General features: G+C 50.8%; 17 protein-coding genes and 2 pseudogenes. 7 read left to right on the top strand and 12 right to left on the bottom strand.

Going from position 1 to position 19,542, the window contains the following annotated elements; all coding sequences use genetic code 11:
• Positions 1-57 precede the first annotated feature (57 nt).
• The 7 genes from phoQ to rluE all read right to left on the bottom strand — a co-directional run bounded on the left by phoQ (position 58) and on the right by rluE (position 6,755).
• Entirely contained in the window at positions 58-1,521 is a 1,464-nt protein-coding gene (gene phoQ / locus GA0061070_RS14820) for a two-component system sensor histidine kinase PhoQ (RefSeq protein WP_090136844.1), read from the bottom strand.
• Entirely contained in the window at positions 1,518-2,192 is a 675-nt protein-coding gene (gene phoP / locus GA0061070_RS14825) for a two-component system response regulator PhoP (protein ID WP_090136845.1), read from the bottom strand. The genes phoQ and phoP overlap by 4 nt, the downstream gene beginning before the upstream one ends.
• Before the next feature lie 131 nt (positions 2,193-2,323).
• Positions 2,324-3,694, bottom strand: coding sequence for an adenylosuccinate lyase (gene purB / locus GA0061070_RS14830; RefSeq protein ID WP_090136846.1), 1,371 nt, complete (start codon positions 3,692-3,694; stop codon positions 2,324-2,326).
• Between the two features lie 19 nt (positions 3,695-3,713).
• Entirely contained in the window at positions 3,714-4,343 is a 630-nt protein-coding gene (gene hflD, locus GA0061070_RS14835) for a high frequency lysogenization protein HflD (RefSeq protein ID WP_090136847.1), read from the bottom strand.
• 73 nt (positions 4,344-4,416) lie between these two features.
• The gene (mnmA, locus tag GA0061070_RS14840) at positions 4,417-5,523 is read right to left on the bottom strand and encodes a tRNA 2-thiouridine(34) synthase MnmA (protein ID WP_090136848.1); all 1,107 of its coding nucleotides are present in this window, start codon (positions 5,521-5,523) and stop codon (positions 4,417-4,419) included.
• A 118-nt stretch (positions 5,524-5,641) separates the two neighbouring features.
• Complete coding sequence (locus GA0061070_RS14845) at positions 5,642-6,094, bottom strand: NUDIX hydrolase (RefSeq protein ID WP_090136849.1); 453 nt, start codon at positions 6,092-6,094, stop codon at positions 5,642-5,644.
• Positions 6,087-6,755, bottom strand: a complete 669-nt coding sequence (gene rluE / locus GA0061070_RS14850; RefSeq protein WP_090136880.1) for a 23S rRNA pseudouridine(2457) synthase RluE — start codon at positions 6,753-6,755, stop codon at positions 6,087-6,089. Before rluE ends, GA0061070_RS14845 begins: the two co-directional genes overlap by 8 nt.
• A 186-nt stretch (positions 6,756-6,941) precedes the next feature.
• On the opposite strand from rluE, the gene icd reads away from it, so the two are divergent.
• Both icd and GA0061070_RS14865 read left to right on the top strand, forming a co-directional pair.
• Positions 6,942-8,192: an NADP-dependent isocitrate dehydrogenase gene (gene icd, locus GA0061070_RS14860; RefSeq protein ID WP_090136850.1), complete on the top strand. Its 1,251-nt coding sequence runs from the start codon at positions 6,942-6,944 to the stop codon at positions 8,190-8,192.
• A gap of 167 nt (positions 8,193-8,359) precedes the next feature.
• Positions 8,360-8,452 (top strand): annotated as a pseudogene (locus tag GA0061070_RS14865) (IS200/IS605 family transposase); the annotation flags it as partial.
• Between the two features lie 35 nt (positions 8,453-8,487).
• On the opposite strand, the pseudogene GA0061070_RS14870 reads toward GA0061070_RS14865, so the two are convergent.
• From GA0061070_RS14870 to murQ, 3 genes and pseudogenes are all read right to left on the bottom strand, one after another.
• A pseudogene (locus GA0061070_RS14870) lies at positions 8,488-8,691 on the bottom strand (IS3 family transposase); the annotation flags it as partial.
• Between the two features lie 38 nt (positions 8,692-8,729).
• Positions 8,730-10,181 (bottom strand): PTS N-acetylmuramic acid transporter subunit IIBC, encoded by a 1,452-nt coding sequence (murP, locus tag GA0061070_RS14875; RefSeq protein WP_090136851.1) that lies wholly within the window; start codon positions 10,179-10,181, stop codon positions 8,730-8,732.
• A 2-nt stretch (positions 10,182-10,183) separates the two neighbouring features.
• A complete protein-coding gene (murQ, locus tag GA0061070_RS14880) occupies positions 10,184-11,092 on the bottom strand; it encodes an N-acetylmuramic acid 6-phosphate etherase (RefSeq protein ID WP_090136881.1) in 909 nt (302 codons plus the stop codon).
• A gap of 226 nt (positions 11,093-11,318) precedes the next feature.
• On the opposite strand from murQ, the gene GA0061070_RS14885 reads away from it, so the two are divergent.
• From GA0061070_RS14885 to GA0061070_RS14905, 5 genes are all read left to right on the top strand, one after another.
• Positions 11,319-12,179 (top strand): SIS domain-containing protein, encoded by an 861-nt coding sequence (locus GA0061070_RS14885; protein ID WP_090136852.1) that lies wholly within the window; start codon positions 11,319-11,321, stop codon positions 12,177-12,179.
• A gap of 365 nt (positions 12,180-12,544) precedes the next feature.
• Positions 12,545-14,416: a glycoside hydrolase family 3 protein gene (locus tag GA0061070_RS14890; protein ID WP_090136853.1), complete on the top strand. Its 1,872-nt coding sequence runs from the start codon at positions 12,545-12,547 to the stop codon at positions 14,414-14,416.
• A 17-nt stretch (positions 14,417-14,433) separates the two neighbouring features.
• The gene (locus tag GA0061070_RS14895; RefSeq protein ID WP_090136854.1) at positions 14,434-15,519 is read left to right on the top strand and encodes a hypothetical protein; all 1,086 of its coding nucleotides are present in this window, start codon (positions 14,434-14,436) and stop codon (positions 15,517-15,519) included.
• A gap of 26 nt (positions 15,520-15,545) precedes the next feature.
• Positions 15,546-16,892 (top strand): exo-beta-N-acetylmuramidase NamZ family protein, encoded by a 1,347-nt coding sequence (locus tag GA0061070_RS14900; protein WP_090136855.1) that lies wholly within the window; start codon positions 15,546-15,548, stop codon positions 16,890-16,892.
• A gap of 492 nt (positions 16,893-17,384) precedes the next feature.
• Positions 17,385-17,897 (top strand): anti-virulence regulator CigR family protein, encoded by a 513-nt coding sequence (locus GA0061070_RS14905; protein ID WP_090136856.1) that lies wholly within the window; start codon positions 17,385-17,387, stop codon positions 17,895-17,897.
• 432 nt (positions 17,898-18,329) lie between these two features.
• Here GA0061070_RS14905 and GA0061070_RS14910 read toward each other — a convergent pair whose 3' ends face one another.
• Both GA0061070_RS14910 and GA0061070_RS14915 read right to left on the bottom strand, forming a co-directional pair.
• Positions 18,330-18,713, bottom strand: coding sequence for a RidA family protein (locus GA0061070_RS14910; RefSeq protein ID WP_090136857.1), 384 nt, complete (start codon positions 18,711-18,713; stop codon positions 18,330-18,332).
• Positions 18,714-18,738: 25 nt separating this feature from the next.
• The gene (locus GA0061070_RS14915; RefSeq protein WP_090136858.1) at positions 18,739-19,542 is read right to left on the bottom strand and encodes a pyrroline-5-carboxylate reductase family protein; all 804 of its coding nucleotides are present in this window, start codon (positions 19,540-19,542) and stop codon (positions 18,739-18,741) included.

A 19,542-nucleotide genomic window follows, 5' to 3' on the forward strand; every position in this document is an offset into this window, starting at 1 on the left:
AAGAAAAAGGGGCGAATTCGCCCCTTTTGCACAATCTATAACTCTAAGTGACGGCGGTCAGTCACTGGTAGCGCTGGTATGCTGCCGGCCAAAAATCACTTCCATTCTGGCTCCGCCAAGCATGCTCTCGCCAGTTAGAATTTGCCCTTCATACTGGTCAACGATCTCCCGCGCTACGGAAAGCCCGACGCCCTGACCGGGACGCAGTGTATCGGCGCGCTGCCCGCGATCAAAAACCATTTCACGTTTAGTCATCGGGATACCCGGGCCATCGTCTTCAACCACAATATGTAACGTATCTTCGGTTTGGTGGGCGGAAACTTCGACAAATTCAAGGCAGTATTTGCAGGCATTATCCAGCAGATTGCCCATCACTTCCATAAAGTCATTCTGCTCGCCAACAAAGCTGATTTCCGGCGAGATATCAAGTGTAATATTCACACCTTTGCGTTGGTAAACCTTGTTCAGCGCCGATGTGAGGCTATCGAGCAATGGCGCAATGGGATGCAATTCGCGGCTCAACAGCCCGCTGCTGCCGCGCATCGTCGCCCGATGCAGGTAGTAACCAATTTGCTGCGAAATACGGCTGATCTGCTCCAGCATTAAGGGTTCAGCTTCGCCAAGACTCATCTTCTCGCTGCGCAGCGATCGTAATGTGCTCTGCAATACCGCCAGCGGTGTTTTCAGGCTGTGGGTGAGGTCGGTCAGCGTCGTGCGATATTTGTCGTAGCGATCGCGCTCACTTTTCAATAGACGGTTCAGGTTGCTCACCAGGCTGGTCAGCTCGCGGGTGGTTTCCGGGTTGAGTTGCTCACGGTGATGCTCTTCCAGTTCGCGCACTTCCCGCGCCAGATCTTCAATCGGTCGCAGGCTCCACCATGCCGCCAGCCACAGCAATGGCACCACCAGCAACAGGTTAGCGGCCAGTACATAGATAAACCAGTTCCAGACCATATTGGAGCGGTTAAGCTCGACAGGAATGGTATCGACAACCACGATGGTCAGTTGCGGCATGCGTGCCGTAGCGGGATAAATATTCACTGCCACGGAGTGTGTCATTTCCGAGTTGCTGTCGTCGTTGCGGATCTCTTTCAGCTCTTCCGCAATGGAATGGTTGTCATCCACCAGCGTGCTGCTGGCATCGACATCGGCCTGGATTTCGTGGAAACCGTTGGTTGTCAGCCAGTCCGGTTCGATCATCTGCTGCAACCACGGCACATCTTTCTGCGCCCAGATCAGTTTGTTGTTCTTATCATAGATAAGCGCCACCGTCGGGCTTTGCAGGCTAAGATTTTCCGGTAACTCAACACGGAGCTGGTTATTTTCCCACTTCGCCAGGGTGTAAAAGAGGTTACTTTCGCCGCGTAGCAGACGGAAGGTGGTTTTATCAAAACTGACGCTGTAACCCACCAGCGCCACCACGCCATACGCCAGCGAGAGCACCATCACTACGGCTGCTGTGGCGAGTAAAAAGCGAACCCGCAGTGACAGCGGCATGATGTGTCGCAACAGACGCCTCATTTCGGCAATTCAAATAAATATCCCTGACCGCGCACCGTGGTGATGACGTCATTGGGATACAGCGACTGGATTTTTTTACGCAACCGGCCCATCAACACGTCGATGGTATGGCTTTCGCGCAATTCTGCATCGGGATAAAGTTGCAACATCAAGGAATCTTTGCTTACCACTTTGCCACAGTTGCGGATCAGCGTTTCCATAATGGTGTATTCAAAGGCGGTGAGTTTCACCACTTCATCATTAACGGATAATTCCCGGCGTGAAAGATCGAGCTGGAAAGGCGGCATCGAGATCAGTTGCGAGGCCAGGCCGCTATTACGACGCATCAGCGCCTGAATACGCGCGACCACCTCTTCAATATGGAAGGGTTTGGTAACGTAGTCGTCGGCGCCCGCGCTCAACACTTCGACTTTATCCTGCCAGCCTTCGCGAGCGGTCAGAACCAATACCGGCAGTGAAACGTCATGGCTGCGCCAGCGGCGGATCAGCGACAGCCCATCTTCATCCGGCAGACCGAGATCGACAATGGCGATGTCTGGCAGATGTTCGTTCAGAAAGTAATCCGCTTCCCTGGCATCTTCCGCTGCGTCAACCTGGTGCCCCAGTTCCTGTAATTGAACCTTTAAGTGGTGGCGCAGCAGAGCATTATCTTCCACAACGAGAACGCGCATCGTCAGAACTCTCCGTATATTTTTGATGAAATAGTTTAACGCTGATTGTCAGGCGATGGGGATAAACATTTACTAAACCAGGAAGGAAGAAACCCTCTTTTCAGGGAAAAGAGGGCAGGCAGAATAATGGATTATTTTAATTCATCAACCATGGTGATGGCGCGACCAATATAGTTAGCCGGAGTCATTGCTTTCAGACGCGCTTTTTCGTCATCCGGCAGCGCCAGGCTATCGATAAACTGCTTCATCCCTTCGGCGTCAACGCGTTTGCCACGGGTCAGTTCTTTTAACTTCTCGTACGGTTTTTCGATGCCATAACGGCGCATCACGGTCTGGATCGGTTCGGCCAGCACTTCCCAGTTGTGATCGAGTTCGTCGAGCAGACGATCGCGGTTCACTTCCAGTTTGCTCATGCCTTTCAGCGTTGACTGGTAAGCGATTAGCGCGTAGCCAACGCCAACACCGAGATTACGCAGTACCGTCGAGTCGGTCAGATCGCGCTGCCAGCGGGAAACCGGCAGTTTGCTCGCCAGATGCTGCAACACGGCGTTTGACAGACCGAGGTTACCCTCGGAGTTCTCAAAGTCGATCGGGTTAACTTTGTGCGGCATGGTGGAAGAACCAATTTCACCGGCAATAGTTTTTTGCTTGAAGTGGTTCAGCGCAACGTAGCCCCAGATATCACGGTCGAAGTCGATCAGGATGGTGTTGAAGCGCGCCATACAGTCAAACAGCTCAGCGATATAATCATGCGGCTCAATCTGCGTGGTGTACGGGTTCCACTGGATCCCGAGCGAGGTTACGAACTCTTCGCTGAACTGATGCCAGTCCACTTCCGGATAGGCGGCGATGTGCGCGTTGTAGTTACCTACCGCACCGTTGATTTTACCGAGAATTTCCACCTGGTTCAGTTGGCGGAATTGACGTTCCATACGGTAAGCGACGTTGGCCATCTCTTTACCCATGGTGGATGGCGTTGCCGGTTGGCCGTGGGTGCGCGAGAGCAGCGGAATATCACGGTACTGCACCGCCAGATCTTTTACCGCGTCAATGATCTTGCGCCAGTAAGGCAGGATCACTTCGTCACGGGCGGTTTTCAGCATCAGAGCGTGGGAGAGGTTGTTGATATCTTCCGAGGTGCAGGCAAAGTGGATAAATTCAGATACCGCATGCAGTTCGGCAATATCGGCCACTTTCTCTTTCAGAAAATATTCGACCGCTTTGACATCGTGGTTAGTGGTGCGCTCGATAGTTTTAATGCGGGCGGCATCTTCTTCACTGAAGTCTTCGACGATTTTATCGAGGTAACCGTTTGCGTGGGCAGCAAAAGCAGGAACTTCCTTGATCGCCGCGTGCGCCGCCAGTTTTTGCAGCCAGCGTACTTCAACCTGAACACGAAATTTCAGCAAACCGAATTCGCTGAAGATCCCGCGCAGTGCGCTGACTTTATCGCCGTAGCGTCCATCGACAGGGGAAACGGCGGTCAGTGAGGATAATTCCATAAGTCACAACTCCGGAAGGTTAACAATGAGCGAGAATTTGTTTGGCCTGTGTCAACAGGCGATTTCGGGAAAACATCAATTGCAGGCGGCCCCCGCCGACCTGATGCCACAGCACGGCGGCGCGGATCCCGGCGAGCAGCGTGGCGCGTACTTTTGCCTGCACCTGCGGGCTTTGCAGTACGGCGGGCGAGCCGGTGACCTGAATGCGCGGCCCCAGCGGGCTGATAACGTCAATATAAATAGCAGCCATCGCGCTGAGCAACGTCTCCGATTGCAGATCGAAGTGCTCAAGCTGGCGCTGTAATCCGGCAATGCGGTTACCGAGCGTCTCCATTGCTCCTTTATTGTCGGCAAGTTTACGCTCCAGCACCATCATAGAAAGAGTGTAGCGGGTTAATTCACCATTCAGACCCTGGCGACTGCTGGCATTCAGCACGCCAAGCAGTGTTTCCAGCCCAATATGCAGGTTGGTTTCACTGCCGCCGAACACGCTGAGCGTGGAGTCCGGGTTGAGATCGATAACGCTATTAAGCGAAACGTGCAGCGCGTCGGAGTCACAATGTCCCTGGTGCGCCAGTTGCTGCACCAGCTGTGCGGACTGGCAAATGCCTGCCAGCGCGAGGGTAATATCGTAATAGTTCTTCGCCACACTCACTCCTTTCACTGCCCGCATCGTCAACTGCTGTGCGGGCTTTTGCCAGTCCAGTATTTACGCTAATTCGTTAAAGGGGCAGCGGCAGGCGCTGCTCAATAATGCCGCCACCGAGGCAGACTTCGCCGAGATAAAAGACAGCGGATTGCCCCGGCGTGACGGCCGCAACCGGCGCATCAAAACGTACCTCAATGCGCTCGTCATCCAGCACGGTGACGGTGCAGGGAATATCTTCCTGACGGTAACGGGTTTTCACCGTGCAGCGCAGCGTTCCTTGCAGTGGTTCGCGGTTGACCCAGTACAACTGTTGGGCAATCAGCCCGACAGACATCAAACGCGGATGTTCGTGACCCTGCGCGACGATGAGAATATTGTTTTCCACATCTTTATCAACCACATACCACGGCTCTTCGCTACCTTCTTTGGTGCCGCCGATCCCCAGACCTTTGCGTTGACCAAGGGTGTGGTACATCAGCCCCTGGTGCTCACCAATCTCTTCACCATCGACGGTGAGGATTTTGCCCGGTTGTGCTGGCAGGTAACGACCGAGGAATTCGCGGAATTTACGCTCGCCGATAAAGCAGATACCAGTAGAGTCTTTTTTCTTCGCGGTCGCCAGGCCGAGCTCTTCGGCGATTTTACGCACCTGTGGTTTTTCCAGTTCGCCGACCGGGAACAGACTCTGGGCGATTTGCTCATGGCCCAGCGTATACAGGAAGTAGCTCTGATCCTTGTTGCCATCAAGGCCGCGCAGCAAGCGGCTTTTGCCGTCAACGTCGGCGCGGCGCACATAGTGGCCGGTGGCAATGTAATCTGCGCCCAGATCTTCGGCGGCAAACTCAAGGAAGGCTTTAAATTTGATCTCTTTGTTGCAGAGAATATCCGGGTTCGGTGTACGTCCGGCTTTATATTCAGCCAGGAAATGTTCGAACACGTTGTCCCAGTATTCTGCGGCAAAGTTAACGGTGTGAAGCTCAATGCCGAGCTTGTCGCAAACGGCCTGCGCGTCGGCCAGATCCGTCGCCGCGGTGCAGTATTCCTCGCCGTCATCCTCTTCCCAGTTCTTCATGAACAGGCCTTCCACCTTATAACCTTGTTGCTGCAACAGGTAAGCGGAAACGGAAGAGTCGACACCGCCGGACATGCCGACGATCACTTTTTTTGGGCTATCAGACATAGAATACTCACGACTAAGAACTTCAGGGCGGCGTATTCTATCACGGGCTGACAGCGCAGGCATCCCTTTGTGCCCATTCATGTTGTGGATGTGTTGCAATAAGGCACACAGCGGGCGTTTATACGGTGAAAGGCCAGTTAAATTCGCCGACTAACGCCAGCGGATAACGCTCCCCGCGCTGCCAGCTGCGAATGCTCTCCGCGACCAGCGGCGAGCGCAAATTTGGCGCCTGTAAAATCTCTTCGGCCGTCACCCACAGGCAGCGATCGATATCGCTGTCGTGCGGCTCAGTGGCGCACATTTCATCAAGCTCTATGGCAAACAGAAAACGCAGGAACGGGGTTTTGTCCGGGGCGATCCAGTGGTGCATGCGGATAAACTGCTGCGGCTCGGCGTGGATCCCGGTCTCTTCCCACAGTTCGCGTTTTGCCGCCTGAACGAGGGTTTCGTCAGCTTCAAGGTGGCCGGCAGGCTGGTTCCATAGCGCTTTGCCGTTGATTGTCTCTTCTACAACGAGGAATTTGTCGGTGGCGTGAACCACGCAGGCGACGGTAACATGCGGTTTAAACATGGCTGGCTCCCTGGTAAGCGTCACGCCACTCGCCGTTAGCGAGGTTATCCAGCGTGTAATTCCCCATAGCGTAGCGGATGAGACGCAGGGTGGGAAACCCAACATGGGCGGTCATGCGGCGTACCTGGCGGTTTCGCCCTTCGTACAGCGTAATTTTCAGCCATGCGGTGGGGATCGATTTGCGCTCGCGGATCGGCGGATTGCGCGGCCATAACCAGTCTGGCTCATTGACCCGCTCAATACCTGCGGGCAGGGTTGGGCCGTCATTGAGGGTGACGCCGTTGCGCAGTGCGGCGATGGCCTCGTCAGTCGGTTCACCTTCCACCTGCACGTAATAAATTTTGCCGGTACGTTTGCCGGGCTGGGTAAGGCTTGCCTGTAGCGCGCCATCGTTAGTCAGTACCAGCAGCCCTTCGCTGTCGCGGTCAAGACGACCGGCGGCATACACGCCCTGGACCGGAATAAAATCTTTCAGCGTGCTGCGTCCGGCTTCGTCGGTAAATTGTGGCAAAACATCGTAGGGTTTATTGAACAAAATGACGCGTTTTGGTTGGCTTTGCCCGGAAGGTTTAGACGCTTGTCGCGAGCTGAATCGCTCAACCCGGTGATTTCTAAAAGAAGTTTTCTTCATGGTATTTTCAGTAGTTATCAATTCCCGCATTATAGCGGAATAACGATTGCCTTTCATGGAGCCTGAGTATCGGTTAGTATTGACGGGCTCATTACAATTCATTAACAAAAAACGGTTTGCTCTGTGTGATTCAGATAACAGGTGAACGGACGAAGTCTGAGCGCCCCGGCATGAAGTCAGCGAGCAAACAACCAGAAGCGCTCGAAGGAGAGGTGAATGGAAAGCAAAGTAGTTGTTCCGGCGGAAGGTAAAAAGATCACCCTGCAAAATGGCAAGCTCAACGTTCCGAATAACCCGATTATCCCGTTCATTGAAGGTGACGGTATCGGTGTTGACGTGACCCCGGCCATGCTGAAAGTGGTGGATGCTGCCGTGAAGAAAGCCTACAAAGGCGAGCGTAAAATTTCCTGGATGGAAATTTACACCGGCGAGAAATCGACCCACGTATATGGCCAGGATGTCTGGCTGCCACCTGAAACACTTGACCTGATTCGTGAATACCGCGTTGCGATTAAAGGCCCTCTGACCACACCAGTTGGCGGCGGCATCCGTTCCCTGAACGTTGCGCTGCGTCAGGAACTGGATCTTTATATCTGCCTGCGCCCGGTTCGTTACTACCAGGGCACTCCAAGCCCGGTTAAACACCCGGAACTGACTGACATGGTCATCTTCCGTGAAAACGCTGAAGACATTTACGCCGGCATTGAATGGAAAGCGGACTCTGCTGAGGCAGAAAAAGTGATCAAATTCCTGCGCGAAGAGATGGGCGTGAAAAAAATTCGCTTCCCGGAACATTGCGGTATTGGCATCAAGCCGTGCTCCGAAGAAGGCACCAAACGTCTGGTGCGCGCCGCGATTGAATACGCGATCGACAACGACCGCGATTCCGTGACGCTGGTTCACAAAGGCAACATCATGAAGTTCACCGAAGGCGCGTTCAAAGACTGGGGTTACCAGTTGGCTCGCGAAGAGTTCGGCGGCGAACTGATCGACGGTGGCCCGTGGCAGAAAATCAAAAACCCGAAAACCGGCAAAGAGATCATCGTTAAGGATGTGATCGCTGATGCATTCCTGCAACAGATCCTGCTGCGTCCGGCTGAATATGATGTTATCGCCTGTATGAACCTGAACGGTGACTACATCTCCGATGCCCTGGCTGCTCAGGTTGGCGGTATCGGTATTGCACCTGGTGCGAACATTGGTGACGAATGCGCACTGTTTGAAGCGACCCACGGCACAGCACCGAAATATGCTGGTCAGGACAAAGTGAACCCGGGTTCTGTGATCCTGTCCGCTGAGATGATGCTGCGTCACATGGGCTGGGTTGAAGCGGCTGACCTGATCGTCAAAGGCATGAGCGGCGCGATTAACGCCAAAACCGTGACCTACGATTTCGAACGTCTGATGGAAGGCGCTAAGCTGCTGAAATGCTCAGAGTTTGGCGACGCGATTATCGCGAACATGTAATCCGCCTCGCGGGTTAAACAAGAACGGGAGCCTGAGGGTTCCCGTTTTTTACGCTCATCTGAATGCCACCTCCTGTGGAGGTGGTCAGCAAAAAGTTGGCTCTGCCAGTAATGCTACCCATGGGAAAATCCGAATCCGTTATCCCCATAACTGATAAGGATTTAACCATGAGTAGGTTCACAAAAGCATCTCATGTGCTTTGGTGTTGTCAATATCATATGGTCTGGACACCCAAATGCCGATTTCGCATCCTACGGAACTGGACTGCCCCCACGACAGTAGACAAATTCTGTCCTCACGACGGGGCCTGTTCGAAGGCCTCCGGACTGACACCGCCGAGATGACTGTGGCGCCGGGCCCGGTTGTAGAATACTTCAATGTAATCGAAGATATCCGCCCGGGCCAGATCCCGGGTTTTATATATGCGTTTTCTGATCCGTTCTTTTTTCAGCGAACTGAAGAACGATTCGGCCACCGCATTATCCCAGCAGTTGCCGCGCCCTCCGCCGTGTTGCCACGTTTGGCATTTCGCCCCCCTTAACTCAGGTCCACATTCTTGCTGCCGAAGAACCAGGTCAGAGTAAATCCGGCAACATAGGCGATCAGCAGACCAATGATATAGACCAGCATGCCGCTGAAAATTCCCTGACTCGACGTCATCAATGGAATAGACACCAGGCCCGAGGGACCAAAAACCGTATTCAGCCCGACCGGTAATCCCATCCACGCCACCAGGCCGATAAAGAAGCCTCCAGCCGCACCGCCGAGACAGGCGGTGATAAACGGTTTCAGGCGTGGCAGCGTGACGCCATAAATCAGCGGTTCACCAATCCCCAGCAGGCCGGGGAAAATGGCGCCCTTGATCTGGATACGCAGCAGTGAGCCTTTCGGCGAGCGAAAGAATAGCGCCAGCGCCGCGCCGACCTGGCCACCGCCAGCCATTGCCAGAATTGGGAATAGTGAGTTGAAACCCTGCGCATCCATCAGCGCAAAATAGACCGGAACGAAACCCTGGTGAATACCGAAAACGACGGCAATCAAGAACAATCCGGCCAGAACGGCGGTACCTAACGGGTTGCCGTTAAGATGTAAAAACAGCCATGACATGCCCTTAAACATCTCAACGCCGATTGGCATAATCACCACAAAGGTGATTGCGCCGGTGAGCAGCAGGGTAACCGCTGAGGTCAGGATCATATCCAGATTATCTGGAATGATCCGACGCACCTGACGCTCAATCCAGGCGCCCAGAATACAGGCCAGCAGAACGCCAATAATATTGCCTCGTGGGTCGATAACCATGCCGAAGAAATCACTCATACCGGCGTAGTAACCAGTAGTGCCTTCCGGCACGTAACGCAGGACAAACAGTGAGGCGATAATCGCACCGTTTACCCCACTACCGCCGAAGGCTTTTTGGGTGTTGAAACCGATAAGAATGCTCAGGAAGGTAAACAGGCCGACGCTGAATATCTTCATATACGCAATCATTCCGGTCAGCCAGGTCGGCGAGACAACCCCTTCGATAATCAGCGTTTGCTGAAGCAGCGTAGCAATACCTAACAGTAACCCAGCGGCGATAAAGCCAGGGATAAGCGGGGTAAATATGGTCGCAAACTTGGTCAGGAAGTTATGTACCAGGCTTTTTTGCCGGGCCTTCATCTGTTGCTTGTTCTGACTGGCCAGCGTCTCTAAATCCACCGCTTCCTGGTGCTCATCCTTCTGCACAGGGTTCAACGTCAGTTGCGAGTTCATCAGCTCGCTGGCTGTCTGCGCCTTGCCGGGGCCAAGGATAATCTGTAATTGATCGTCACCGTTTACCACCCCCATAACGCCCGGTACTTTCTTTAACTCCGTGACCTGAATCAGGTCGCGATCTTTTAAGGTCAGACGCAGCCGGGTCATGCAGTTGCCACAGATCAGAATATTTTTACTGCCACCGCTGAGCCGTAAAATCTGCTCAATCATGTCAAGGGTTATCTTCGCCATGGTTATGCCTTTATCCCTTGCAGGGCCTTACGAATAAAGCCTTTGTTCTGACGCAGCAGTGAACTGGATTCCTGCGCTGTCAGTCCGCCCAGTATCATCACAATCGCCGTTTTACAGTGGCGATCGCATGCGTTTAGCGCATTCTCAGCTTCATCGGGGCTGCACTCCGTGGCATCAACGACGATGTTGACCTGCCGCTGCACCAGCTTGGCATTGGTGGCTTCAACGTCCACCATCAGATTGCTGTACACTTTGCCGCTGCGGATCATTGCGCCGCTGGTAATCATGTTGAGGATCAATTTTTGCGCGGTGCCCGCTTTCATTCGCGATGAACCGGTAACCACCTCCGGACCAACTAGCGGCTCAATCGCAATATCGGCCGTCCGGCTCATCTCGCTGTTCTGATTGCATGAAATCGCCGCCACGGCAGCGCCGACGCTACGCGCATAGTTCATAGCGCCGAGGACATAGGGTGTACGCCCGCTGGCGGCAATGCCGACCAGCACATCTCGTGTGTTGAAACCGATGTTCTGCAGATCGTCCCGGCCCATTTCCGGGTTGTCTTCGGCATTTTCCACCGCCTGTAAGAGCGCCGTATGTCCCCCTGCAATCAGACCAACAACCTGCTCGCGCGGCGAGCCGTAGGTCGGTGGGCACTCGCTGGCATCGAGTATCCCCAGTCGCCCGGAGGTACCGGCACCGCAATAAATCAGGCGACCGCCGTTGGCAAATGCCTCGACCACGAGATCGACAACCTTAGCCACTTGCGGCAGCGTAGCCTCAACCGCTATCGGTACTTTTTTATCTTCAGCGTTGATCACCGCGAGCATTTCAAGCGTCGGCAGGGTATCAATCTCAGTGCAGGCAGGATTACGGCTTTCCGTCATCATTTCATTCAAATTAATCATCAGAGGGGCTTCCATTAATTGATAATTTTGGCAATGTTATGGAATTAATTATTCATCATGCGTGACGTTTATCACGGTAAAGCGATTCTCATTCATGAGAATGCCAAGAATAAATAAGAGAAAAATATCAAAATAGAAAGATTATTTATAAGTAAATCAGGAGGTAAGTGTTCAGGAATTGTAGTGCCCATGAAAGGAATAATTTATTACGCTTACTGGAGAGAATTTGATGTCGATACTGAATAAAATCAACTGGCTGAGCCCGGAACTGGCCGAAAACCAGCAAAAAATCGCTAAATACATTCTTGAGAATCCTGAAACGGTGCTGGGTATGACCTCCTCGCGCTTTGCTGAGGAGGCGGGTGTCAGCCAATCGGCCATCATCAAATTTAGTCAAAAAATTGGTATGAAAGGTTTCCCCGAGCTGAAAATTGCTATCAGTGAAGAGCTGGGGCGTAATGTCCAGTTCAAATCCTCACCACATAAGGCGTTACACAATGCCATCTCGATGGAAGATTCACTGATGGTGATGGCACAGAAACTGGTGCACGAGAAAACTACCGCCATTATCGACACGACCAAGAGAATCAATTTCACGGTTTTTCAGCAGGTGGTTAATCTGATTAATCATGCGCAGCGGGTGCAGATTGTCGGGATCTGGGGATCCGGCTTGACCGCCAAAGACCTCAGCTACAAGCTGCAAAAAATAGGCATTCTGAGTCTGGCGGAGGCTGATCTTCATGTGCAGATCGCCACGGCACAGGCGCTGACCCCACAGGATGTACAGATTGTGATCTCCTTCAGTGGTAAAAGAAAGGACATGCGTATCGCCGCGACGATGGCGAAAGAGCAGGGTGCCACAGTCATTGCTATCACCGGTAATAAAAACAATCCGCTGGCAAGGATTGCCGACTATGTTCTGGAGAGTGTCTCGGATGAAAACGAATGGCGCAGTTCCTCCATCTCGTCCCGAACAGCGCAGAATACGCTGACCGATCTTATTTTTCTGGCACTGATGCAGCAGAGACAAGACGTGGCCAAACCGCTGGTATTGAATGCGAGTATGACTATTAATAATCTGGACGATTGAGTCACCACCAAGACGGAACCTTCATGAAATAAACACCGGACGCGCAGTTGGTCGGGATGGTGGGTTGCTACCACTATGGCCAATTTTTACCAAAAGTACGTCCGGTAGATGAATTTGTTAATCAGAAAATTACGCTGCTGATTCAGACAGTGGTGGATTAAATACTATGACCTATTCTTCCCGATGGAATAGTTATTCCTGATTATCTCCTTGCGGCGTGCTATTGCAGACAAAAAACGCCTGGTTAAACAATATTTATTATTCCTTTTGCTGCAAAAACACGAATCAATCAACTGTGATAATAATCACTTTATTGCGTCTTTTGGATTGTACAATTCCCCGAAAATAACACTCTGGAGTTTCTAATGAAAAAAATAATCCCCGTATTTTTCCTGGTCAGTGCCAGCAGCATGGCTGATATTATTCCGGACGCACAGTTGAAAGAAATGTGGCAAACCCCAAAATCGGCTGCGGCAAAAATAGTCGCAAATATGACTACGGAAGAAAAATTAGGTCAGATGCTGATGGTTGATATTCGAACCTGGGACAAAGATGGTGCTGAAAATAAGACTCCTTTCACCAAGATGAACGAAAGTGTCAGTAAAATGATTACTGATTACCACCTGGGGTCGGTGATCCTGTTTCGTGATAATCTGATCAATACACCGCAGACCGTTGCGTTAATCAATGATCTGCAAAGCGCCCGCGATAACTTGCCGCTGTTTATCAGTACCGACCAGGAAGGTGGATATGTTACGCGCTTGCAGGTGGGAACGGAGATGCCGGGTAATATGGCGTTAGGGGCAACCGGATCTGCCGAGCTCGCCCGCCAGGCGGGAACGGTTCATGGCGATGAGCTATCCAGCCTGGGATTCAATTTTAACTTTGGCCCGGTGGTGGACGTTAATAATAACCAAAATAATCCTGTTATCGGCGTGCGGGCCTATTCTGACGACCCTATTATTGTTGGACAACTTGCCCGCAGCTATATTTCAGGTATCCATCAATATCCCGTACTGACTTCGCTGAAGCATTTCCCCGGACATGGAAATGTCGCTTCCGATACGCATTTTGCTCTGCCGACCATCAATACGGATAAAGCCTCCTGGCAGCAGACCGAGATGAAACCCTTTGTTGACGTAATGCCTTTTACCGACGCGATTATGACGGCGCATGTGGTCGTCCCGGCGCTGGACAGCACCATACTGAAAAGTACCGATGGTAATGAGGTTGGCACCCCTGCTACGCTGTCTAAACCAATCCTTACCGATATATTGCGTAACGGTTTGAAATTCAATGGCCTGATCCTTACAGATGCGATGGACATGGGCGCTATTAGCGGCAACTTCGATCCACACTGGGCAATCAAGCAGGCTATTCTGGCGGGTAATGATATTGTACTAATGCCGGTGATGATTAAAGACAGTGCAAGTATTGAAAAACTCAATGCTCTCTATGGCTATTTAAAAACCGAAGCGGAAAAAGATCCGTTGTTGAGGCTGCGTATTCAGGAATCGGCAGAACGGGTGGTTTACACCAAGCTCCACAAACGCCTCTCTCCCGCAATGCATGATACAGCTACCGCAGAAGGCATTGTGGCGTCCAAAAATCACAAAGACCTTGAAAATGCCATTTCGGAAAAGGCGATTACGCTAATTAAAAATGACGGCATTCTGCCTTATAAGCTCCAGAATAAAAATGACATTATGGTTTATTCTGATGAGCGTCCACGTAATGAGCTGATTGCCAAACATCTGAACAATATTTCCGATGAATTTGGCGTTAAGCTGAACGTGAAAAGTGAAGTAGTCAAACTGGGTCAGGATACGTTAACTCCCGACGAGATTGAGAAACAAATTCAGGGTCGGCAGTTTATCATTCTGGCCACCTATAACCTGAAGGATAATCCACAGAACGCGCAGAAAATTATCGATGTGGCAAAAGCTAAAAATATTCCTCTGGTAGTAATTTCTACACGTAATCCCTATGACATCGCCTATTTGTCGGATGTGAAAGCCAATATCGCCATTTATGGTATTACCGGGTTTGATGTAACCAATAACGTGCGTAACAGCCTGGAAACTAATATACGTAGTGGGCTGAGAACCTTGTTTTCCAGCGAAGAAGGTCTGTCAACGATATTAGCAAAACCTGAAGGTAAACTTCCGGTAGACATTAAATCACCAGACGGTAGCAAAGTGATTTATCCACGTGGTTACGGTTTAAACTTGATGTAGTTATTCTAAGGGAAAAAATGAAAATATTATCTGGGATAATTATTTTAACATCTGTGGCATTCTCCTCCTCCTTGCTGGCCGATGAAACATCCATCGATTACGATCAGGAAATCATAAAATTAAATAAAAGAATCCAGCAGATGGAAAAGGAAAAACACGACCATCAACTGAAACAAAGGCAGAACACATGGAATTTTGAAACCTATATTGGCACCGAGCAGGAAATAGACAGTAACGATCACTGGAAATTCATAAAGGGCAGTATGGCGACTTCGCCTTATTTGGGCGCCTTTATTTACCAGAGTGATTCGCTATGGCTTTACGACGTTCAGTTTCTGAAAACCTATCTGGACAATACACCGGAATATGACCGAACGCGTTGGCAGGCCGGAGTAACCCGTACTTTTCCCTTCACCCTGGATGGAAAGAGCGGCAACACGAAACTGCGCCTCGGTTACCGTAATGACAACTGGCATTTTCCCTCAATCAGTAATCCAGCACTTGCTGATCCGCACTATAAGGGGGATATCCGTAAAGGTGAGGAGCGCCATGAGTTCTGGATCCGCCCGCAGGCTTATTATAAATACTCCGATACTCTCAGCTTTAACGCCAGCCTGTCGTTCCGTCTGATTGATCGCAAACTGGATTACGCGAGAGCTAAAGGGGATTACGGCGTTTATAAGCGCGACTGGAGTCAGATTAATGAACACTTTGCTGGGGCAAACATAGTCTTTAACCCGAAAAACTCGCTGTGGCTGAATTATCTCTATATCGATGAGCAACTGGTGAATACTCTATATAACAAAGAGCATTTCCTCTGGGCAACTTATCGCTACAAATTTGATAACGCTTTTCTTTTTATGCCATATACCCGTCTGGCACTGACTAAAGGACAGATGAGCTTCCGCGACTCTCAGAATCGGGAGACGGTGCACAGAGAGAAGAACCGCAGCCGCTACGGTTTCCAGGCCATCTATCCGTTTACGAAACAGACGTCCGTGTTTGCGGATCTCTACTATCGTCCGGAACAAACCTGGGCCAACAGCGTGAAGTCCAGCAATAACTTCTGGTTCTGGGCGCTGGAGCTGCGGCATAACTTCTGATCCCTTTTTAGTCAGAGCGAACATTTATGAATAGAGAGAATCAACAGTTGAAACGTTTCCTGCAAACTTTACTTTTATGTTTGACTTTCTCCATCAGCGCTGGCCATGCCAGCGTTGAGCAGAGTCTGGTGCTGGGTGTTGATCGGGCCGAGGTGTATGGACCACAGTTGAAAAATAAGCGGGTCGGTCTGATGGTAAACCAGAGTTCGATTAATAAGGACGGTCGTCATACCATTGATAAGCTGCTGTCGGAGCAGGCGCAGTATCATTTTACCGTCACCACGCTGTTTTCGGTGGAGCACGGGCTGCGAGGTAATGCCGATGCGGGGCTGGGTGATAAAGACCACATTGACAGGCAGAGCGGTCTGCCTATCGTATCTTTGTACGGGCGCGATGCGGATGGCCGTTCTCGCGCGCACCCCACGGCGCAGCAGTTGGAAAATGTGGATATCGTTATTTACGATCTCCAGGATGTGGGCGTCCGTTTCTACACCTACACCGTTTCGCTGCATCATATGCTGGAAAGTCTGCAAAAGTACCATAAGCAGCTGATGGTATTTGACCGGCCAAATCCGTTGGGCAAATACGTTTACGGTCCAATTCTTGAGGAGGAGAACATCTCCGGGATCGGTATCCATCCCGTGCCGATGGTTCATGGCCTGACGTCGGGAGAGTTTGCCCGTATGATCGTCAAGGAAGGGTGGCTGACGCACTTTGATGACACCAGTTGGAAAGCTTTTGGCGTAAAAGACTATCAACTGCCGGCGGAAGATCTGAAAGTTATCAGTATGGTAAACTACCGTCACGATCTCTCCTATTCATTGCCGGTACGACCTTCACCTAACCTGCGTAGCGCTCTGGCTATTCAGCTCTATCCCTCTTTAGGTTTCTTTGAGGCAACCAGCATTAACTCTGGGCGTGGATCTGACTATCCGTTCGAACAGTTGGGCTTTCCCGGTAAGCAGTTTTTTGTGAATACCTGCTATCACGTAGATATCAGCCAGCAGAAAATCGGCTGGCCGCAAGCGGGTAAAGAGGTTTGCGGTGAGCGTTTCAGTGTGGAGGCCGGTCAGAGGGCGCCAACGGTACGTTATTTTGTCGACTGGTGGTTTAAATTTAAGGCTGCGGGTTACCATCGTATGGTTACTCCGCAGCAGGAGGCTCACTACCTTGATTATCAGGACAACACGTTCTTAATTCGTCCGCTTTGGCTGGCGAAAGTAAGCGGTAGCAGACAACTAGCGGCCATCATTCTGGAGGCGGATAAACAGAATTTATCCGTGGATGAAACGGTAAGCTTGCTGGAGTCAAAATGGCAGCCCGGTATTGATAGCTACATGCAACTGCGGGATAAATACCGACTTTACCCCTGAGTTTACTGTATTCCTGCTGGCTCAGAAACGATAGCACAGGCTGTGCGGACTGTTTCGTAGCGACACCACGATAGCTGGAGAGCATCCAGGCCAGCGTACCAGGATGCCCGCATTCCCCGTCGCTTCCATATTTTCGCTGTGCCAAAGCAGGACGCTGGACACACCTGGGAGTCACTTGTTCGTGCCTTCCTCTACGATGTAATTCGCCTCGCGGATTAAAACAAGAACGGGAGCCAGATGGTTCCCGTTTTTATTGCACGGAAATAATTAGCAGGCTGAGAAAAATGCGCTTCACGGATATTTTCTATATTGTTCTGCATTGATCTGCAATAATGTTTTAGTCTTTTCTCATCGTTATTAATAAAACTTAAGGTTTTATTAATATTCCTTTTATGACGGGGTGGCGGCTTAAAAATAAGAATTGATGAGATTGCTGAGTCTGGAAGGGCTTAATACACTTATATAGTGTACTCACTCAGAAGGTATAAAATCATGTTTAAGCGTCGCACTTTTAATACTGCTCTTGCGGCGGTGATTTCACTCTCTTTACTCGCGGCTCCTGCTTTTGCTAATCCGGGCAATGGAAATGGCAACGGCAACGGTAATAGCGGTAATAGCGGTAATCATGGTAATCATGGTAATCATGGTAATAGCGGCGACAAAGGCAACAGCGATAACAGCAGTGCCGCAGCCGATCAGGGGAATCGTAAAAACTACGGAAAACCAGATCACGTGGAGTCGGACATTAGTGTCTCACGTGCCCGTTCTCTGGCGAAAAACTATGGCTTAACGGGTTACCAGGCACTGCCTCCTGGCATTGCTAAAAACCTTGCCCGCGGCAAACCGTTACCTCCAGGAATTGCTAAAAAAGCCGTACCTGCATCAATGTTGAGTCAATTGCCTTATTATCCCGGCTATGAATGGCGTATTGTCGGTAACGATCTGGTTCTGGTCGCGATGAGTACAGCCATTGTTACAGCTATCATCAACAGTGTTTTTGATTAACCATCGTCTCCTTTTAATTAACGCCTCGCATTTGCGGGGCGTTTTGCTGTTAAATAAAATCATTCAAAGAAAAATCTCAGGAGATATTATTTTGGTGGGTCAGTGATGATTACTGTCTTCGGTGGGGATCTATCTGGTATATAACTTATTGTTTGTGTGAGTTGATAGCTTTGCCGGGTCAGGGCTTTGTTGAGTTGCCTGAAGAAGTAAACTTCTGTGATTGTTTATTCACTGATTGTTATTTTACGCAAGTCACAATAGTGAAGCCTTACTGCGGAGTATGTTGTTCCTGATAGGCAGAAGAGCATGATAGCAGGTGCTTTGATCGTATCTGAATAGGTGAGGGCTGCATGGCGATTTGGGCAGACCACGTCAGTGAAAACTGACATACCCACACAAGGTGAGCTGCCCTTAAATCTTGCGCTGATGTGATTAGCGGCGTATTGCCATTGCCTCAATTTCCACACCGGCATTTTTTGGCAGGCGTGCCACTTCCACGCAGGAACGTGCCGGAAAAGTGGTATGATGTTCGCGGAAAAAGGCTTCATACACCGCGTTCACCTGCGAAAAATGATTGAGATCTTTGACAAAAATTGTTGTTTTAACAATATCCGCCACCCGCAACCCACTTGCCTCGATAATGGCCTGCACATTTTCCAGCGACTGCCGGGTTTGCTGCTCAATGCCCGTCGCCATCTCGCCCGTTGCAGGGTTTAACGGGATCTGCCCGGAAGTGAACACCAGGAAGCCCAAATCGACTCCCTGAACATAAGGCCCAATAGCGTCAGGCGCCTGAGAAGTTGAAATTGCTGACATAGACCAACCTTGTTAAAAAGTAGTGTTATTTTTGACCGGAAAGCTCCGTTGTACGACGTACCGCAGCCAGAACGCTGCTTTGCAGGCCAGCGGCAAAATCACTTTTATTCAGCTCGTATAAACCGTTAATGCCGACACCCGCCGGAGAGTTATTAATATCCATCAGTTGGCGTGGATGGCGTCCGGATAACTTAAGCATTTCAACTGCGCCGACCAGGTTTTCCCACACTACCTGTGTTGACTGAGTGCGGGTTAATCCGGCAAGAACACCGGCGTCAGCCAGTGCTTCGACAAAGTAATAGACATAGTTGACGCCAGCGACAGCAAACCCGGTGAAGATGTCAATCAGCCGCTCCTCCAGCACCATCACCTTGCCGAAACTTTCGAGGAATGGCATAACGGACGCACGGTTGACATAAGCATTACATGCCACGCCGCTGTAGCCCAGCCCGGTATCCGTCAGCGTATTCGGGATAATACGTGTAATCGGACGCAACTCGCCCAACATCAAAGACAATTGGGCCAGCGTTACGCCAGCAATAATAGAAATGACCGACGCCTGTGGCGCTGCATGTTGCTTAATCAGTTGTGCGACACCAGCAATATCATCCTGCGGACGGACCCCGATCACGATGTGATCCGCGGCAGCCAGCGCGTCGGGCAAATCTTGTGTATTGCTCAACTGATAGCGCGCTTTCAGCGTTTCAATTCGCGCTGGATCAATATCCGATAAGCTGACCTCATCCGGGTTTAATGTGCCGCGTTTTAAGGCGGCGCGCAGAATTGCTTCGGTCATTTGACCGGCACCAATAAAATGGATATGGCTCAT

The sequence above is a fragment of the Kosakonia oryziphila genome (assembly GCF_900094795.1).
GTDB classification, from domain to species: Bacteria; Pseudomonadota; Gammaproteobacteria; order Enterobacterales; family Enterobacteriaceae; genus Kosakonia; species Kosakonia oryziphila.